Annotated in this window: 13 protein-coding genes; 6 read left to right on the plus strand and 7 right to left on the minus strand. The window is 65.5% G+C overall.

Annotated features, from left to right (window positions below):
- Nucleotides 1–9: 9 nt before the first annotated feature.
- Nucleotides 10–879, plus strand: coding sequence for an MlaD family protein (locus tag IVA87_RS17350; protein ID WP_247334396.1), 870 nt, complete (start codon nt 10–12; stop codon nt 877–879).
- Between the two features lie 272 nt (nt 880–1,151).
- Here the strand turns inward: IVA87_RS17350 and IVA87_RS17355 are convergent, their stop codons facing one another.
- Nucleotides 1,152–6,860, minus strand: coding sequence for a negative regulator of septation ring formation (locus IVA87_RS17355; RefSeq protein WP_247334397.1), 5,709 nt, complete (start codon nt 6,858–6,860; stop codon nt 1,152–1,154).
- A gap of 398 nt (nt 6,861–7,258) precedes the next feature.
- Here IVA87_RS17355 and IVA87_RS17360 point away from each other — a divergent pair, with 398 nt between their 5' ends.
- Together IVA87_RS17360 and IVA87_RS17365 are read left to right on the plus strand one after the other, a co-directional pair.
- Entirely contained in the window at nt 7,259–7,633 is a 375-nt protein-coding gene (locus IVA87_RS17360; RefSeq protein WP_247300162.1) for an Hpt domain-containing protein, read from the plus strand.
- 169 nt (nt 7,634–7,802) lie between these two features.
- Nucleotides 7,803–8,123: a 2Fe-2S iron-sulfur cluster-binding protein gene (locus IVA87_RS17365; RefSeq protein WP_247278705.1), complete on the plus strand. Its 321-nt coding sequence runs from the start codon at nt 7,803–7,805 to the stop codon at nt 8,121–8,123.
- A gap of 17 nt (nt 8,124–8,140) precedes the next feature.
- Here the strand turns inward: IVA87_RS17365 and IVA87_RS17370 are convergent, their stop codons facing one another.
- Nucleotides 8,141–8,608, minus strand: a complete 468-nt coding sequence (locus tag IVA87_RS17370; protein WP_247278704.1) for a thioesterase family protein — start codon at nt 8,606–8,608, stop codon at nt 8,141–8,143.
- A gap of 184 nt (nt 8,609–8,792) precedes the next feature.
- Here IVA87_RS17370 and IVA87_RS17375 point away from each other — a divergent pair, with 184 nt between their 5' ends.
- The 3 genes from IVA87_RS17375 (at nt 8,793) to IVA87_RS17385 (ending at nt 11,186) form a co-directional block, all read left to right on the plus strand.
- A complete protein-coding gene (locus IVA87_RS17375) occupies nt 8,793–9,821 on the plus strand; it encodes an NAD(P)/FAD-dependent oxidoreductase (protein WP_247278703.1) in 1,029 nt (342 codons plus the stop codon).
- A gap of 119 nt (nt 9,822–9,940) precedes the next feature.
- A complete protein-coding gene (locus IVA87_RS17380; RefSeq protein WP_247334398.1) occupies nt 9,941–10,537 on the plus strand; it encodes a DUF2147 domain-containing protein in 597 nt (198 codons plus the stop codon).
- A 292-nt stretch (nt 10,538–10,829) separates the two neighbouring features.
- Nucleotides 10,830–11,186 (plus strand): hypothetical protein, encoded by a 357-nt coding sequence (locus tag IVA87_RS17385; protein ID WP_247300156.1) that lies wholly within the window; start codon nt 10,830–10,832, stop codon nt 11,184–11,186.
- A 90-nt stretch (nt 11,187–11,276) separates the two neighbouring features.
- Here IVA87_RS17385 and garD read toward each other — a convergent pair whose 3' ends face one another.
- The 5 genes from garD to IVA87_RS17410 all read right to left on the minus strand — a co-directional run bounded on the left by garD (nt 11,277) and on the right by IVA87_RS17410 (nt 17,782).
- Nucleotides 11,277–12,818, minus strand: a complete 1,542-nt coding sequence (gene garD, locus IVA87_RS17390; RefSeq protein WP_247300154.1) for a galactarate dehydratase — start codon at nt 12,816–12,818, stop codon at nt 11,277–11,279.
- A 93-nt stretch (nt 12,819–12,911) separates the two neighbouring features.
- Nucleotides 12,912–14,360, minus strand: a complete 1,449-nt coding sequence (locus IVA87_RS17395; protein ID WP_247300152.1) for an aldehyde dehydrogenase family protein — start codon at nt 14,358–14,360, stop codon at nt 12,912–12,914.
- 78 nt (nt 14,361–14,438) lie between these two features.
- Nucleotides 14,439–15,782 carry a glucarate dehydratase gene (gudD, locus tag IVA87_RS17400; protein WP_247334399.1) on the minus strand — a complete coding sequence of 448 codons (1,344 nt, stop codon included), beginning with the start codon at nt 15,780–15,782 and terminating at the stop codon, nt 14,439–14,441.
- A gap of 26 nt (nt 15,783–15,808) precedes the next feature.
- A complete protein-coding gene (gene kdgD / locus IVA87_RS17405; RefSeq protein ID WP_247300148.1) occupies nt 15,809–16,753 on the minus strand; it encodes a 5-dehydro-4-deoxyglucarate dehydratase in 945 nt (314 codons plus the stop codon).
- 123 nt (nt 16,754–16,876) lie between these two features.
- The gene (locus tag IVA87_RS17410; protein WP_247278696.1) at nt 16,877–17,782 is read right to left on the minus strand and encodes a LysR substrate-binding domain-containing protein; all 906 of its coding nucleotides are present in this window, start codon (nt 17,780–17,782) and stop codon (nt 16,877–16,879) included.
- Between the last annotated feature and the right edge of the window lie 95 nt (nt 17,783–17,877).

Genomic DNA, 17,877 nt, shown 5'->3' on the forward strand with positions numbered 1-17,877 from the left:
GAGTAGCTGATGGAAACGCGCGCAAATTACGTGCTGATCGGATCGTTCACGCTGGCGGTGATCGCCGCTGCGATCGGCTTCGTGCTGTGGTTTCAGTCGCTGCACACCACCAAGCAGCGCAGCCCCCTGCGCGTCGTGTTCGAGGGCCCCGCGGCGGGCTTGCGCAACGGCGGCAGCGTCAATTTCAACGGAATTCGGGTCGGTGAGGTGGTCTCGGTGAAGCTGGACAACCCGCGGCGGGTTGTCGCACTCGCCATGATCGAGAACAACGCCCCGATCCGCAAGGACACGCTGGTCGGGCTCGAATTCCAGGGCCTCACCGGTGTAGCCGCCATCTCGCTCAAGGGCGGCGACGAGGACGCGGCCCCGCCGCCGCTCGACCAGGACGGCATCCCGACGCTGACGGCGGATCCCAACAAGCTCCAGGACGTCACCGAGGCGATCCGCGGCACGCTCCAGAACATCAACAAGATCGTCGCCGACAATCAGGAATCGGTGAAGAACTCGCTGAAGAATTTGGAGACCTTCACCAACTCGCTCGCCCGCAACTCCGAGAAGATCGATGGCGTGATGGCCAAGGTCGACGGCGTGATGCTCAAGGCCGACAATCTCATGCTCGGCCTCAACACGCTGGCCGGCGGCAAGGACGGCGGCGAGCTGTTCCAGGCGGTGAAGTCGATCCGCGAACTGGCCGAGGATTTCGACAAGCGCTCCGGCGCGCTGATGAGCGATGGCCGCCGCACTCTCGGCGACATCAGCCGCGCCGTGAACAACTTCGACCGCAACCCGACCCGCGTCCTGTTCGGCGCCAGCAACTCATCGCAACCCGCCCCGCCGCCCGAGCCGCCAAAGCCGACGGCGAGCGAGCGCAGACGATAGTTGGCGAGGCGTTCGCGTGTCGCTCACCATCGTATTGTGAGCGCCAGGTCTCGTGTCCCGGACGCGCTGCAACGACCTTAGCGTTGCTGCGCAGAGCCAGGACCCAGAAGGCAACACGGTGTGATGTGCGACATTGGCCCCGGCTCTGCAGCGCACCGCCGAAGAGGCGCTACGCTGCGTCCGGGGCACGACAGCGAGGATGCCGCCCAAAACCAAAACGGAGGCCGTGAGGCCTCCGTTTTCATCCGCTAATCGGTGACGCTACGAGCCGCTCACCCGAGCCGTCCCCCCGCGTGGGCCAGCAGCGTGTAGACCAGCCCCGTCTCCGAGGTCAGGTGGCTGTGCAGCTCCTGCGGGCCGCGGCCGTCGCGGGCGACTTCGTCGAGCAGGCGCTCGAACTCCGCGATGTAGCGGTCGACCGTCCCCTTGAAGTTGCGGTCGGCGCGATACTTGCGGGCGACCTCGTCGAAGGCCTTCTGGCCGGCGGGCGTGTAGAGGCGCTTGGTGAAGGCCTTGTTCTCGCCGCGCTGGTAGCGGTCCCACATCTCGGCGGCGAGGTTGCGGTCCATCAGCCGGCCGATGTCGAGCGACAACGATTCCAGCGGATTGCCACCACCTTGCAGCGCCTGCGGCTGCGGAGCGGGTGCCGCGCGGCCGCGGGGAGCCTCACGGCCGGCCGAGGCGGCAGGACCCGTGTCGGCGCGGTTGAGCAGGTCCGACAGCCAGCCGTCGCGGCCCTGGTCATTGCCGGCAGGCGCGACCGACGGCGCTTCGGTGCGGCGCGCAGCCGGCATGCCGAGATCCGGCGGCGGCAGCGTCGAGGCGCTGCCGGTGTCGCGCATGCGGGTCTCGGTGGCGCGGCCTGCGACTGCGGCCAGCACCGCCGGCTCTTCCTGGCGCTGCACGCTGCCGCGGCTCGTCGTGGTGACGTCGAGGCCGCGGCCATGCTGGGCTACGATGCGGTTGAGCTCGGCGAGCGCCTCGATCTGGTCGACGATCACCTTGCGCATTTGCGCGGTGCTTTCGGCGGCCTCCTGCGGCATCTCGAGTACGCCGCGGCGCAGCTCGTTACGGGTGGATTCGAGCTCGTTGTGCATCTCGAGCGCCATCTGCTTCATGCTTGCGACCAGATTGCTGAAGCGCTCGGTCGACTGCTTGAACATCGCATCCGCCTCGTCGGTGGTCTGGCGGTAGATGTCGTGCATGGCTTCGATGGTCTGGCGGTGCTCCTCTTCGGACGCAGCGCGCACCGCCTCGAACTGGCGGGTGATTGCGGCAGAGCCTGCGCCGGCGGTCTCGGCGACGACGCGGGCGATGTCGCGGGCACGCTCTTCGGCTGCGGCCAGCGATTCATCGAGCAGGCCGGTGAAGCGCGACAGGCGCTGGTCGAGATCGGCCGTACGCAGGTCGATTGTGGTGACGAGCGATTCCAGCGCCTGCTTGCGCTCGGCGAGCGAGGCGGTGGTGTTCTTGTTACTCTGCTCGACGACCTGCGCGGCCTCGACAAGCGCCTTGCCATGCTTGTCGAATTGGGTCGACAGCTCGCCGAGGTCCTGGAGCGCCTTCGTGGTCTTGCTGTTGAAGACGTTGAGCTGGTCTTCCAGGTTCTGCGTCGCGGCGCCGTTGCGCGAGGTGACGTCGTTCATCGCCGAGACGAAGTCGGCGACGCGCGTCACCAGCGCCCGCTCGAGCGAGTTGAGGTTGTCGTGCGCACCGGTCAGCACCTCCTGAAGCAGGATGTTGCCTTCGCGCAGCCGCTCGAACAGCGCCACCGTGTCGGTGCGTAGGATCTTGCTGGTCTCCTGCATCTCGGTCACGGCCGCGATCGAGACCTGGCGCGACTGGTCGATCGCCGAGCGCGAGGCCTGCTCGAGGTCCTTGAGCGACTTGCCGACCGCGCCGGTGGCGATCTCGCTCGCCGTATTGATGGCGCGGGCGACTTCCGAGCCGTCGCCCATCATAGTCTGCGAGAAGGCCTGGCCGCGCGTCTCGATCGACTTCAGCGCGTCGGAGGTGACGCGATCAATGTCGAGCGTGAGCTGGTTGGTCTGGGAGCCGATCGCGTCGACCAGGGCGCCGCGCTTGGCGTCAATCATGTTCGACAGACGGTCGGCCTGCTGCTGCACATAGGTGACGATCTCGTCGGTCTTACCGGTCATGGCCTGGCCGAAGCTGCTGCTGGCGGCGAGCACCGAGCGCTCGACGTCGGCCGAACTCGACTTGACCCGCGAGCTGGCCTCGTTAGAGGCGGATATCAGCGCGTTCTGGGCGCTGAGCGCGCTGGTCTGGATGTCGTTGGTCGCGTTCGCGGCGGCTGCGCTCAGTGTACGCTCGATCTCGGTCGAGATTGTGCGGATCTGGCTCGCGGCATCCGCCGAGGTCGAGGTCAGCGAGGTCTGCGCCTCACGCGCGCTGTTGAGGATTGTCGAGGCGGTGTCGGCGCCGACCGCGGTCAGCGTGCGCTCGATATCCGTGGTCAGCGACTTGATCTGGCTCGCCGCGTCGGTCGAGGCGGAGATCAGCGTGCCCTGGGCCTCGCGGATACCGCTGGTGAGCGCTTCGATGGTGGCGCCGCCAGCGGTTGCCAGCGCGCGCTGCATCTCGGCCGCGAGCGAACGCACCTGGCTGGTCTGCTCGGCCGAGACCGTGAGCAGGGTGCTCTGGGCGTCGCGGGCGCTGGTGGTGATCGTCTCGGCGGTCGACTGGCCGACCTGCGAGAGCGAACGATGCACTTCGGCCGCGAGCGACTTGACCTGGCTCGCTGCATCCGAGGACGCCGTGACCAGCGTGCTCTGGGCCTCGCGGGCGCCGCTCATGATGGTCTCGGCGGTCGAAGTGCCCGCCATCGAGAGCGAGCGCTGCACATCGGAAGACAGCGCCTTGATCTGGTTGGCGGTCTCGGTCGAAGCCGCGATCAGCGCGCCCTGCGCATCGCGGGCGCCGGCGACGATCGCCTCCGCTGTGGTGGTGCCGGCCAGCGACAGCGAACGCTGCACGTCGGCGGTGAGCGTCTTGACATGGTTGGCCGCATCCGAAGAGGCGGTGACGAGCGTGGTCTGCACCTCGCGGGCGCCGGCCAGGATCGAGGCCGCGGTCGCCGAGCCCGCTGCGGACAGCGTGCGTTCGACGTCGGCCGCGAGCCCCTTGATCTGATTGGAGGCATCGCCCGATGCGGCGACCAGGGTTGACTGCGCCTCGCGGGCGCTGGTCAGGATCGAGTTCGCAGCACCGGTGCCGACCGCGGTCAGCGCGCGCTCGACCTCGGACGAGGTCATCTTGAGCTGGGCGTTGACATCGGAGGAGACCGTCAGCAGCGACTGCTGAGCGGTGCGCGCGCCGGTCTGGATGGTCTCGCTCGTGTTGACGACGAGGTTGGTGAGCGAACGTTCGGCGTCCTCGACATGCGAGCGGATCGCGGTCGAGATCATCTCGGCGCGGGACATCATGTCCTCGCTGGCCTGGCGTCCGCTGCTCTCGATGCGGCCGGCGACCGCCTCGACGCGCGAGCCGAGCAGGTCCTCGAACTGCGCCACGCGCACGTCGATGTCGCTCGCGACCGAGCCGACCTTGGTCTCGATGGCGTGGTGGATCTCCTGGAAGCGCGCCGTGACCGTGTCGGTCAGATGCACGGTGCGGCCGTCGATGACCTCGGTGACGCCGGTGATGCGGCGGTCGACCGCCTCGATCGCCTGCGCGGTGCCGTCCGTGAGGGTCGAGGTCAGCAGCGTGAGGCGCGTGTCGATCGACTGCACGGCCTGCGAGGCGCCGTTCGTCACCGCGGAGGTCAGGTAAGTGAGGCGGGAGTCGATGGATTCGAGCGCCTGCGAGGCGCCGCCCGTCAGCGTCGTCGTGAGATGCGTCAGCCTCGTGTCGATCGACTGGATGGTCTGCGATGCGCCGTCGGTCAGAGAGGTGGTGAGGTGGTTAAGGCGCGCGTCGAGGGTTTCGATGGCCTGCGATGCGCCGCTGGTCAGCGAGGTCGTGAGGTGGGTGAGGCGGCTATCGATCGACTGGATCGCTTGCACGGCGCCATCGCTCAGCGACGTCGCCAGCGTATTGATGCGGCCATCGATGGTTTCGGTCATGGACCTGGCGCGGGTGTCGAACGACTGTTCGAGCGCGGCGACGCGGCCGACGAGCTGCTGGTCGAAGGTCCTGATGTGGCCTTCGATCGTGCCGTCGAGGCTGGCGATCTTGCCGTCCAGCGAGGCGTCGAGATTGCTGACACGTTCCCCGATCGTGGTCTCGAATTGCACCAGCCGCTGGTCGAGCACGGCCGTGATCTGGCCGCCGTTCGACGTGAAACGGGTGTCGAAATTGTCGACATAGGTCTTCAACGTCTCGGCGATGTCCTGCGTGCGCTGGCCCATGCGCTCGACGATCTCGCCGCCGAAGGTCTTCACGGTGCGGTCGAACTCGGAGATGTGGCGCGTGATCAGCGCGCCGAGCGTGCCGGAATCGCGGGCGAACTTCTCGACCAGCTCGGTGCCCTGGTTCCTGACGAGCTCGTCGAAGGCGCTCATCTGGAGCGACAGCGAGTCGTGCGCGGTCTCGGTCTGGCTGACGACCTTGGCGACCAGGTTGTTGACGGTGGCGTCCAGCGCCTCGCTCGCCTTGTCGCCGCTCGTCATGATCTGGCCGGCGAGCCGGTTGCCGGCATCGTCGATCTTGGCGGAGATGTCGTTGGAACGCAGCTCAAGCTCGAGCAGGAGCGAGTCCGACGAATTCTTCAGGGAATCATGCACCAGCTCGGTGCGCTCGGAGATGCCGTCGACGATCGCGGCGGAGCGCTGCTCGAACTCGCCGGTGATGCGGTCGATGCGCTCGTTCAGCATCTCGTGGACGCGGTCGGCGAGATCGACGAACTCGTCGTGGACGTGGCCGGTCTTGAAGTTGAGGCTGGTGGTCAGCCGCTCGCTGGCGTCGAGCACGGCGCGCGTGGTCTCGTTGCTGGCCTCCTCGAGGCGATCGAGCAGGTCGCCGCCGCGCTCACCGAGCGCCAGGATCATGTTGTCGCCGGCATTGCTCAGGGCCTGGGTGATGTGGGCGCCGCGCTCTTCCAGCGCGCCGGTGATGGACTTGGCGACCTCGTCGACGCGCGAGGCGATCGCGTCCGAGATCAGCGCGATGTCGTGGCGCAGGTCGATCTGCACCCCGGAGATGGCGCTGCGGACCTGCTCGGCCTGGCCGACCAGGTTGTCGCGCTGATGCGCGATGTCCTGGAGCAGGGCGCGGATGCGCACCTCGTTGTCGGAATAGGCCCGCTCGAGCGCCGCGACCTCGTTGGCGACCAGCGTCTCGAGCTCGCCGGCGCGCGCGATGGCGCGCTCGATGCCGTCGCCCATCGCTGCGACCTCACGGCGGATCGCCTGGCCGACGGTGACCATGGAGTCAGAGGCCGAGCCTTCCGGCTCGGAGAAGCGGATTGCGACCTGCGCCATCGCCTGCGCGATCATGCGCATTTCCTGGCCGCGCCAAACGAGGCTCGCCAGGAAGTAGAACAGCATGATGGGCGCGAAGAACATCGCGATCAGGCCGGCAACGACGAGCACGCCGCCGCTCTGGCCCATGGCGGCCTGGATCGAGGGCAGGAAGCCGAATGTCAGCGCGGCGCAGGCGGCGAGCCAGACGCCGGCGAAGATGGTGGCGAAGGTGTAGACGTTGCGGGCAGGGCGGCCCCTCTGAAGCGCCTGGAGCAACTGGCCGATGGTCTCACGGTCATCATTGGCGGCGCGGCGGGAGGTGCGCGGCTCCTCGATCGGGTCGAACGCAGTTGCGCGTTCGTTGGCGGCGGGGCGCGACTCGAAGCTCGGCTCGTCGAAGACCGGAGGCGCGGGCGGCCCCACCGGAGGCACCGTCTCGTTGCGCATCGCGGCGTTGCGGCTGGTATCCGCAGCGGTGTCACTAATGTTAAGGGCTTCCTGGATCGCAGAAAGCGCAACTTCTGTGGGGTCTTTGGCCTTTTTCGGAGTGTTCGCCATGTTCAGTCCGAGCCCTCGTTACTTGTACGCGTCCCCCCGCGAGCCCTGCGCGATACGCAAGCCCACAGACCGGATCATGCCGCTTGCGCGGATCTCCGAGCCGTCCCCACCCGGACGGCTTGTCCGCCAATTTCTGCAACATCCTATTGGCAGAGCGTCGCGAATGAAATGGCTGCGATTAAGACAATGTTAATCATCGTTAACAGGATCGCGCCGTAACGCCTTAGCACTAAATGCAATTCTCCACCGAACGCGGCCGATTGCGGCAACTTCTCGTCAACAAATCGGCGGAATTGCGTAAAACGGCCCAAACATTTCGTTAACCATTTTCATGCTTGGGTGGGAGGAACCTGACCGCCGGACCGGCGGGACGATCGCGCGCTGCCGGGGCCTGGGTCATGACGCCTGAACTGCAACGGATGGACTGGATGCCCTCGCCCCCGCTTGCACCCATCGACAGTCCGCTCGACCTCGATCACCTTGCCCGCATGACGCTCGGCGATGCCGAGCTGGAACGGGAAGTGCTGGCGATGTTCGCCGAGCAGGCGGTCCGCCTGGTTGCAGCGATGACGGCGCTGCCGGCCGAGGCGGGCGCACTGGCCCACAAGCTCAAAGGCTCGGCACGAGGGATCGGCGCCTTTGCCGTGGCCGATGCCGCAGGCAGCCTGGAGACCGCGATCCGCACCGGCCATGGTCGGCCCCACGCCCTTGCTGCCTTGAAAGAGGCGGTCACCGAGGCTCGCGCCGCCATCGAGGCGATGCTGAAGCCTTAAGGCGCGTACTGTCAGAACCGGGTTCTACTCTTTTGTTTTGACGCGTTTTCTTCCCGCGAAGCGGGATTCACCGCGCGCCGAAAACGCTATGGCGCCGGGCTGACCGACCCGTTATAGGACAGGCCGGGACCCCTCCTTCATTCCAAGCACCGCGGCAGCACGAGCACACATGGCCAAGATTCACTTTGTCGACCACAAGGGCGAAACCCGCACGGTGGAAATCGAGAACGGCGCAACCGTGATGGAAGCCGCCATCCGCAACAGCATTCCGGGCATCGAGGCCGAATGCGGCGGCGCTTGTGCCTGCGCGACCTGCCATGTCTATGTCGACGAAGCCTGGCGCGAGAAGGTCGGCAACCCGACGCCGATGGAAGAGGACATGCTCGACTTCGGCTTCGACGTGCGCCCGAACTCGCGCCTGTCCTGCCAGATCAAGGTCTCCGACGAACTCGACGGGCTCGTCGTCGCGACGCCGGAACGCCAGGCCTGATCCACTCGATTAGGTAACTATGTCCTCGCCGGCGCGACCTCGATGCCGCGCTTGTGCCAGGGTCTCAGCTTTGCGATCACTTCCGCTGTGAGCGGCGTCGGCCGCCGCGACGCTTCGTCGATCATCACGCCGACCGAATTCGCCGACGCGATGCACTTTCCTTGCGAGAATACGACCTGCTCGAAGGTCACCGACGTTCGTCCGAGCTTGACCACGCCGAGGCCGAGCTCGATGGTGTTCGGCCAGTGCAGCTCGGCGCGGAAATGGATGTCGAGCCGCACCATGATCCAGGCAAGACCCGGCGGCGTCAGCCCATATTCCGGGAGCTTCATCAGCGTGACACGGCCGGTCTCGAAATAGGTGGCGTAGACGGCGTTGTTGACGTGCTGGTTGGGATCGAGATCGCCGAAGCGCACGTTGTCGCTGAGGCGATATGGGTAGTCTTCCAGGCGCGGCGTCGTATCGAGGTGGCTTGGTGCGTTCACCGATTGATCTCCGTCATATCCTTGCTCGTTACAGCCCAGTTAGTTTGACCCGGCAAGTGGGTGCGGCTGCGGGGCGCTCCCGCTTTTATGCCTTCCCTGATCCATCCCCGTTGGCTAGACAGGCAGGGTCACCCTCGGCCTAAGGGACGCCGTCCAACCGGTAACGACCGATAAAAGAGACGACATGAGCGACGTGATCAAAACCGATGTGCTGATTATTGGCGCCGGCCCGTGCGGTCTGTTCGCCGCCTTCGAGCTTGGCCTTCTCGACATGAAGGCGCATTTCGTCGACATTCTCGACAAGGTCGGCGGCCAATGCGCCGAGCTCTATCCGGAAAAGCCGATTTACGACATTCCCGGCATTCCCCAGGTCTCGGGCCAGGGGCTGACCGAGGCGCTGATGCAGCAGATCAAGCCGTTCCATCCGACCTTCCATCTCGGCGAGATGGTCGAGACCGTGGAGAAGATCGGCGATCCTGCATTCCGCTGCACCACCGATGCCGGCAAGGTGTTCGAATGCAAGGTGGTGGTGATCGCGGCCGGCGGCGGCTCGTTCCAGCCCAAGCGCCCGCCGGTCCCGGGGATCGAGGCCTATGAAGGCACTTCAGTGCACTACGCCGTGCGCAAGATGGAGACATTTCGTGACAAGAGCGTGCTGATCGTCGGCGGCGGCGATTCCGCGCTGGACTGGACACTCAATCTGCATCCACTTGCCAAGCGCATCACGCTGCTGCACCGGCGCGACGAGTTTCGCGCCGCGCCCCACAGCGTCGAGCAGATGCGCGCGCTGGTCGCAGGCGGCAAGATGGATCTGCGGCTCGGCCAAGTCACGGCGCTCTCCGGCATTGATGGCAAGCTCTCTGGTGCCACCATCAAGGGCAACGACAACACCATGACTGAAATTGCCTGCGACACCATGCTGCCCTTCTTCGGCCTGACCATGAAGCTCGGGCCGGTTGCGAACTGGGGCATCGCGCTGGAGAACAATCTGGTGCCGGTCGAGACATCCGCGTTCGAGACCAACGTGCCCGGCATCTTCGCAATCGGCGACATCAACACCTATCCCGGCAAGATCAAGCTGATCCTGTGCGGCTTCCACGAGGGGGCGCTGATGTCGCAAAAAGCCCATCGCTACGTCTATCCGGAGAAGCGGCTGGTGTTCCAGTACACGACCTCGTCCTCCAGTCTGCAAAAGAAGCTCGGCGTCAACTGAGCGGTTGGGGCCGGAAGGCCATGTCCCATGTTTCTGGTGCTGGAGCCGTTCGCGAAATCGCCGTACTCTGTGGCCATCCAGTCCTGGCTAGCAAGTGATTGGCATAGCAAGGTGATCTAATGCAGAATCTTCTTTCCAGCTCTCGGCTGCTCCCCTTCCTCGCGCTCGCGTTGTCGCTTCTTGCGGTGACACCGTCTGCGGCACAGACCGCCGAGCCCACGGCGGCGGGGCTCTGGCAGAAGGTCGAAGACGGCAAGACGGTCGGATGGTTTCTCTTCATCGACCGCAACGGCATCTTCGAAGGCGTGATCGCGAAGACCTTCCCGCGGCCCGGCGACGATCCGAACGAGGTCTGCAGCAAGTGCACGGACGACCGCAAGAACGCGCCGGTGCTCGGCATCTCCTTCGTCCGCAACATGAAGCGCGAAGGCTTGAAGTACGAAGGCGGCAATGTGCTCAATCCGCGCGACGGCCAGATCTGGAAAGCCAACATGAAGATCAGTCCCGATGGCCAGACCCTGACGCTGCGCGGCTATCTTGGCATCGCGCTGCTCGGTAAGGACGAGACCTGGACGCGGCTGCCCGATGCCAACATCGCGCAGATTGATCCTGCCATCGTGGCAAAATATCTCCCTGCGCAGGCCGCCGCCGCGAAGCCGGCGGCACCTGCGGCGAAGAAGGGCGGCGCGATGGTGGCGCCGGCGCCCAAGCAGTAAGGGCGCTTCACGCTGGGTATCATCCCGGCTGCTTTCCCATTCACTGGCGTCATCGGCCCGCCACCGGGTCTCGCCTTCGGCGAGCCCGATGATGGTGCGCATCCGCCGCAACGCGTCGATCATTCCGCCCTCCGCCAGTAGTTCCCCGGAATGCGTGCTGGCGCTGGAATTGCATAGCCTCCGCAAAGCTGTTGGGGGGTGAGTCGCTGTCCTTCACGCCTTTCGCCGAGCCGCGAAAGGCGAACGGCAGGCGTTGTCCCTCGCGGCGATGATTTCGATCCGCGGAGACGACATGAGATCTGCAACATCGCGTGCGGCCCCGCTGCTGGGCCTTATGACGCTGCTGGCCACATCGGCGCTGGCGCGCGACGACGGGCGCTACGCCAACTCGCCGCTAAAACCCTGGTTCGAAAGCCTGCACAGCGAGTTCGGACAATGCTGCACCGACGCCGACGGCTACGTCATCGCCGACGTCGATTGGGCGTCCGATCGCGGCCGCTACCGCGTGCGCATCGACAACGAATGGGTCGTGGTGCCCGACGGCGCGGTGATCACCGTGCCGAACAAGATCGGCCGCACCATGGTGTGGAAACACTATATCGACGGCCATCCGCGCGTGCGCTGCTTCATGCCGGGCAGCATGACGTGAACGAGGTAAGTCCTCGATGGGTAGCGGCGGTGAAAGGAAGACGAAACGCTTCAGGGTTCGGTTTCAAGATCGTTTCGTCGATCGCTTTCTTCAGGTCACCGGCGCCGGATTGAACAGCGTGAGATCGTTGTGGATGCCCCAGCGGTCCGACCACGGTTTTGTCCGGCCGCTGGCGACGTCGAGGATCAGGCGGAACAGGTCCCAGCCGGTTTCCTCGATGGTTTTCTCGCCGGTGGCGATGCGGCCGGCATCGAAGTCGATCAGGTCCTTCCAGCGCCGCGCGAGTTCGCTGCGGGTTGCGACCTTGATGACGGGGGCGGCCGCAAGGCCGTAGGGCGTGCCGCGGCCGGTGGTGAACACCTGCAGCGTCATGCCGGAGGCGAGCTGGAGCGTGCCGCAGATGAAGTCGGAGGCAGGAGTTGCCGCGAACAGCATGCCTTTCTGAGTCGCCTTCTCGCCGGGCGAAAGCACGCCGGTGATGGCGGACGATCCGGACTTGACGATCGAGCCCAGCGACTTCTCGACGATGTTGGCAAGGCCGCCCTTCTTGTTGCCGGGCGTGGTGTTGGCGCTGCGATCGGCGCCGCCGCGGGCAAGATAAGAATCGTACCAGGCCATCTCGCGCACCAGCGCGCGGCCGACGTCCTCGTTGATGGCGCGTCGCGTGAGCAGCTGGATGGCGTCGCGCACCTCTGTGACTTCCGAGAACATCACGGTGGCACCGGCACGCACCAACAGGTCCGCGGCGAAGCCGACGGCGGGATTGGCGGTGACGCCGGAGAACGCGTCGCTGCCGCCGCATTGCAGGCCGATCACGAGGTCGGAGGCCGGGCAGGTCTCGCGCTTGCGCGTGTTGAGCACCTTCAGCCGCGCCTCGGCCTGGGTCATGATCGCATCGACGATCGCACCAAAGCCATCGAAGGCCTCGTCCTGCATGCGCACGATCGCATCGCTGACGCCTTCCGGCACCAGCCGCTCCGGCGCGAGCTTCTCGCAGCCAAGCCCGACGACCAGAATCTCGCCGCCGAAATTCGGATTGAGCGCGATGTTCTGCAGCGTGCGGATCGGCACCACCGCGTCGGGCGCGGTGATGGCGACGCCACAGCCATAGGCGTGGGTGAGGGGGACGACGTCATCGACGTTCGGGTACTTCGGCAACAGCTCGGCGCGGATGCGTTTCACCGCATATTCCATCGTGCCCTTGACGCATTGCACGGAGGAGGAGATGCCGAGGATGTTCTTGGTGCCCACCGAGCCGTCGGGATTGCGATAGCCCTCAAAGGTGAAACCTTCGAGCGGCGGCAGCGGCGCGGGCACGGCCGTCGAGATTTCGAGCTTGTCGAGGGCAGGGGCTTCCGGCATGCGAATGCGCGCCTCATCCACCCATTCGCCGGCCAGGATCGGCGACAGCGCGTAGCCGATCACCTCGCCGTAGCGGATGATCGGCGCGTCTCGCGCGATGTCGACCAGCGCCGTCTTGTGCCCCTGCGGCACGAAGGCGCGCAGCGTCAGCCCGCAGGCAAAGCGGGTGCCGGCGGGAAGCCCGAAATCATTGACGACGATCGCAACATTGTCGCGCTCGTTGAGCTTGATGTAGCGGGGTTGCTCTTTCGCTGCGACTGACTGGTCCATACGCTTTCCTCAAGAACGGGAGAAGCCGTGCTTTCGCTCACCTCTCCCAAAGGGAGAGGTGGGCACCTACGCTTGCGACGCGATCCCGGCCTATCAGCCAGGGAAGGTATAAGCCGTCTTCACCGTGGTGTAGAACTCGCGCGCGTACGAGCCCTGCTCGCGGGCGCCGTAGCTCGAGCCCTTCCGCCCCCCGAACGGCACGTGATAGTCGACGCCGGCGGTCGGCAGATTGACCATCACCATCCCGGACTCGCTGTTGCGCTTGTAGTGCGAGGCGTATTTCAGGCTGGTGGTGCAGATGCCGGAAGCCAGGCCGAACTCGGTGTCGTTGGAGATCGCCAGCGCCTCTTCGTAGTTCTTGGCGCGGATCACGGCGGCGACGGGTCCGAAGATTTCCTCGCGCGCGATGCGCATATTGTTGTTGGCTTCGGTGAACAGCGCCGGCTGGAGGTAGTGGCCCGGCGTCTCGCGCTTGAGCAGCTCGCCGCCCCACGCAAGCTTGGCGCCCTCGTCCTGGCCGATCTTGATGTAGCGCAGGTCCTGATCGAGCTGGCTCTGGTCGACGACGGGGCCGATATGCACGCCGGCCTTGAGCGCGTCGTCCACCGACAGGCCCTTCAGGCGCTCGGCCATCGCGGCGACGAAGCGGTCGTGGATGCCTTCGGTGACGATCAGACGGGAGGAAGCGGTGCAGCGCTGGCCGGTCGAGAAATAGGCGCCGTTGACGGCGACCTCGACGGCGGTCTTGAGGTCGGCATCGTCGAGCACGACTAGCGGGTTCTTGCCGCCCATCTCGAGCTGGAACTTCTTCATCGGATTCGACAGCACGCAGGCCTGCGCGATCTTGCGGCCGGTCTGAACCGAACCGGTGAAGGAAATCGCGGCGACGTCCGGGTGTTCGAGCAGCGTCTGGCCGACCACGGAGCCGGAGCCAACGACAAGGTTGAACACGCCCGCGGGAATGCCGGAGCGGGTGATGATCTCGGACAGCGCGTGCGCCGAGCCCGGCACCAGCTCGGCCGGCTTGAACACCACCGTGTTGCCGTAGCAGAGCGCGGGCGCGATCTTCCAGGCGGGGATCGCTATCGGGAAATTCCAGGGCGTGATCATGCCGACGACGCCCATCGGCTCGCGGGTGAGCTCGACGTCGAGGCCGGGACGCACCGAGGCGCCCTTCTCGCCGATCAGGCGCAGCGCTTCGCCGGCGAAGAACGCAAAAATCTGGCCGGCGCGGGCGACTTCGCCGATGCCTTCCGGCAGCGTCTTGCCTTCCTCGCGCGCGAGCAGGCGGCCGAGCTCTTCCTTGCGGGCCAGGATTTCGAGAGAAATCTTGTTCAGCGCGTCATAGCGCTCCTGCGGCGTCGAACGCGCCCAGGCGGGGAAGGCGGCCTTGGCGGCGGCGATCGCCTTTTCGGTCTGCGCCTTGTCGGCCTTGGCATATTCGCCGACGAGGTCGTTGGTGTTGGAGGGGTTGATATTCCTGGTGACGCCGGAGCCGTCGACCCATTCGCCGCCGATGAAGTTCTTCAGGATCGCAGTCATGTATTCCTCCAAGTCATTAGGGGCATGATCCCTCTCGGAAAACCGGTACCCACTTTTCCGGAATCATGCCTGAGTTTCTTAGCGAACGAGGCAGGGACGCTTGTCGTCGAAGGTCCAGCCGGGGATCAGGTCCTGCATGGCAATAGCGTCATCCCGGGCGCCAAGTCCATGCTGCTTGTAGAGGTCATGCGCGGCGTCGATGGCGGCCCTGTCGATTTCGATACCCAGACCAGGTCTGTCCGGGACGGCAATCTTGCCGCCCTTGATCTGGAGCGGCTCCTTGGTGAGCGCCTGGCCGTCCTGCCAGATCCAGTGGGTGTCGATCGCGGTGACCTTGCCAGGTGCGGCGGCGCCGACATGCGTGAACATGGCGAGCGAAATGTCGAAATGGTTGTTGGAGTGCGAGCCCCAGGTCAGGCCATTGTCGCGGCAGGTCTGGGCGACGCGCACCGAGCCTTGCATGGTCCAGAAATGGGGATCGGCCAGCGGAATGTCCACCGCGCCGAGACGCAGCGCATGAGAAAGCTGCCGCCAATCGGTCGCGATCATGTTGGTCGCGGTCGGCAAGCCCGTGGCGCGGCGGAACTCGGCCATGATCTCGCGGCCGGAGAAGCCGGCCTCGGCGCCGCAGGGGTCCTCAGCGTAAGCGAGGATGCCGTGCATGTCCTTGCAAAGCCGGACAGCCTGATCGAGCGACCAGGCGCCGTTGGGATCGAGCGTGACGCGCGCGTTCGGGAAGCGTTTTGCGATGGCGGTGACGGCCTCGATCTCCTGCTCGCCGCGGAGCACGCCGCCCTTGAGCTTGAAATCGGCGAAGCCATAATGGTCGTGGGTGGCCTCCGCGAGCCGCACCACGCTCTCCGGCGTCATCGCCTCTTGGTGGCGGAGGTTGAACCATTCCGCCTTGCCGGTCTCGCCTTCCACATAGGGCAGGCGGGATTTGCGCCGGTCGCCGACGAAGAAGAGGTAGCCGAGCGTCTCGACGCTGTTGCGCTGCTGGCCCTCGCCGAGCAGCGCCGCGACGGACAGGCCCAGATGCTGGCCGAGCAAATCGAGCAGTGCGGATTCGATCGCTGTGACCGCGTGAATCATGACGCGCAGGTCGAACGTCTGCTTACCGCGACCGCCGGCATCGCGGTCGGCGAAAGTGGTGCGGACGTCGGCGAGGATGTTGTTCATGGCGCCGACGGTCTTGCCGATCACGAGATCGCGGGCGTCCTGGAGCGTTTGCCAGATCTTCTGCCCGCCGGGCACCTCACCGACGCCGGTATGACCGGAATTGTCGGTGAGGATGACGATATTGCGGGTGAAGAACGGCGCATGCGCGCCGCTCAAATTGAGGAGCATGCTGTCGCGGCCCGCGACCGGGATCACTTGCATCGATGTGACGACCGGTGCGCCAGAGATCTCCGTCTGGACCATCGCACGCTCCTCTCTATTGTCGTTCGCTATTCTGCTGCCTGTTGTGTCGATCGGATGGCGGGCAGATTCTTTACTAGCGCGGTCAGTTCCGCCACCTCCTGCTCGGTGAGATCGGTCAGCGGCGGACGGACCGGGCCGGAGTCGCGGCCGATCACCTTCATGCCGGCCTTGATGATCGAGACTGCATAGCCCTTCTTGCGGTTGCGGATCGCGATCAGCGGCAGGATGAAGTTCTTCAGGCCGGCGTGGATCGTCTCATGGTCGCGCTTGCGCACGGCGGCGTAGAAGTTGGTGGCGAATTCCGGCACGAAGTTGAACACGGCCGAGGAATAGGTCGTCACGCCCATGTCGAGATAGGGCAGCGCGAAGGTCTCCGCGGTCGGCAGGCCGCCGATATAGGTCAGGCGGTCGCCGAGCTTGGTATAGACGCGGGTCATCAGCTCGATGTCGCCAATGCCGTCCTTATAGCCGACGAGGTTCGGGCAGCGCTCCGCAAGGCGAGCCAGCGTGTCGGGCTGGAGAATGGCGTTGTCGCGGTTGTAGACGATGACGCCGATCTTCACGGCAGCGCAGACTGCCTCGACATGGGCGGCGAGACCCTCCTGCTCGGCATGCGTGAGATAGGGCGGCAGCAGCAACAGGCCGTCGGCGCCGGCCTTCTCGGCACCAAGGGCGATTTCGCGGGCGATTGCGGTGCCGTAGCCGGTGCCGGCGAGCACTGGCACGCGGCCTTTGGTCTCCTCGACGGCGATCTTGACGATTTGCGGAACCTCGGTCGGCGTCAGCGAGAAGAACTCACCGGTGCCGCCGGCGGCGAACAGGCCGGCGACGTCATAGCCGCACAGCCAGTCCATGTTAGCGCGATAGGTCGCCTCGTCGAAGGAGTAGTCAGCGCTGAACGGCGTGACGGGGAAGGACAGGAGGCCAGATCCGATCTTCTGGGCCATCTCCGGCGGGGTCATCTTGCTCATGGGCGCGGCTCCCTTCTTGCGTGTTGTGGAGGACGCAAGCCTGCGCGTCCATGGGCCGGTGTTTAGGAAACCGTTCGATGCGCGTCCAAGCCAAAGCCTATATCGACTGATGCAGATTGAGCATCAATCCTCTATCACCTCCGCGGAGGACAATTCACCGGCGATTTTGACGAGGGCCGAGAGCAACGGATTCTCGTCGTCGCGGCGCCAGACCATGAAGAGCTCGACCGGAAGGCGGGTGCGCAGCTTCAGCGGCCGCAGCCGCACGTCGGAGATCTTCAGGCTCGCCGCCGCCGCCGGCACGATGGCGAGGCCGAGCCCGGCGCGCACCATGGCGAGGATCGAGTGGATCTGGCTGAGATGCTGGACGTAGCGCGGCAGCACGTCGGCGCGCGTGAACAGCGCCACCAGCAAATCGTGGAAGTAGCGGCTCTCGTAAGGCGAATACATCACGAAGGGCTGGTCGTCGAAATCCTTGATGGTGACGCTGTCGGCGTTCGCCAGCGGATGCTTCTTCGGGATCGCGGCGAGCAGGGGCTCGGCAACGACGCGGCGGCTGGCAAGCTCCGGACGCGCGATCGGCGGCCTCAGCAGGCCGGCGTCGATCTGGCCCGAGGTCAGCGCCTCGAACTGGTCGCCGGACACCATCTCCTTCAGCGAGAAATCCACTTCAGGCAGCTTTGCACGGCAGGCGGCGACGAGCTCAGGCAGGAAGCCGTAGGCCGCGGCGGCCGTGAAGCCGATCTTCAGCGAGCCCGTCTTGCCGAGCGCGATGCGGCGGGCGACCTGCGAGGCGCTTTCCGCAAGCTTGAGAATGCGCCGCGCCTCCGGCAGGAAGCTGCGCCCCGCGGGCGTCAGGCGCACCGAGCGGCTGGTACGCTCCAGAAGCGGCGCATCGATGATGTGCTCGAGCACCTGGATCTGCCGCGACAAAGGCGGCTGGGTCATGTTCAGCCGCGCGGCGGCGCGGCCGAAATGCAATTCCTCCGCCACCGTGACGAAACAGCGGAGCTGGTTGAGGTCGAACATCGATACATGCCTTAGATGGATAAGGCGTTTCCCCGGCACTTCTAGCATCGATCACCCCCAAAACAAAGACGGCGGCTGATTAAGCCGCCGTTGAG

Source organism: Bradyrhizobium sp. 147, assembly GCF_023073935.1.
Lineage (GTDB): Bacteria > Pseudomonadota > Alphaproteobacteria > Rhizobiales > Xanthobacteraceae > Bradyrhizobium.

Excerpts from the sequence above, each read along its gene's own strand:
- IVA87_RS17350 (WP_247334396.1), top strand. The coding sequence starts at position 10 with ATGGAAACGCGCGCAAATTACGTGCTGATCGGATCGTTCACGCTGGCG.
- IVA87_RS17355 (WP_247334397.1), bottom strand. The coding sequence starts at position 6,860 with ATGGCGAACACTCCGAAAAAGGCCAAAGACCCCACAGAAGTTGCGCTT.
- IVA87_RS17360 (WP_247300162.1), top strand. The coding sequence starts at position 7,259 with ATGACGCCTGAACTGCAACGGATGGACTGGATGCCCTCGCCCCCGCTT.
- IVA87_RS17365 (WP_247278705.1), top strand. The coding sequence starts at position 7,803 with ATGGCCAAGATTCACTTTGTCGACCACAAGGGCGAAACCCGCACGGTG.
- IVA87_RS17375 (WP_247278703.1), top strand. The coding sequence starts at position 8,793 with ATGAGCGACGTGATCAAAACCGATGTGCTGATTATTGGCGCCGGCCCG.
- IVA87_RS17380 (WP_247334398.1), top strand. The coding sequence starts at position 9,941 with ATGCAGAATCTTCTTTCCAGCTCTCGGCTGCTCCCCTTCCTCGCGCTC.
- IVA87_RS17385 (WP_247300156.1), top strand. The coding sequence starts at position 10,830 with ATGAGATCTGCAACATCGCGTGCGGCCCCGCTGCTGGGCCTTATGACG.
- garD (WP_247300154.1), bottom strand. The coding sequence starts at position 12,818 with ATGGACCAGTCAGTCGCAGCGAAAGAGCAACCCCGCTACATCAAGCTC.
- IVA87_RS17395 (WP_247300152.1), bottom strand. The coding sequence starts at position 14,360 with ATGACTGCGATCCTGAAGAACTTCATCGGCGGCGAATGGGTCGACGGC.
- gudD (WP_247334399.1), bottom strand. The coding sequence starts at position 15,782 with ATGGTCCAGACGGAGATCTCTGGCGCACCGGTCGTCACATCGATGCAA.
- kdgD (WP_247300148.1), bottom strand. The coding sequence starts at position 16,753 with ATGAGCAAGATGACCCCGCCGGAGATGGCCCAGAAGATCGGATCTGGC.
- IVA87_RS17410 (WP_247278696.1), bottom strand. The coding sequence starts at position 17,782 with ATGTTCGACCTCAACCAGCTCCGCTGTTTCGTCACGGTGGCGGAGGAA.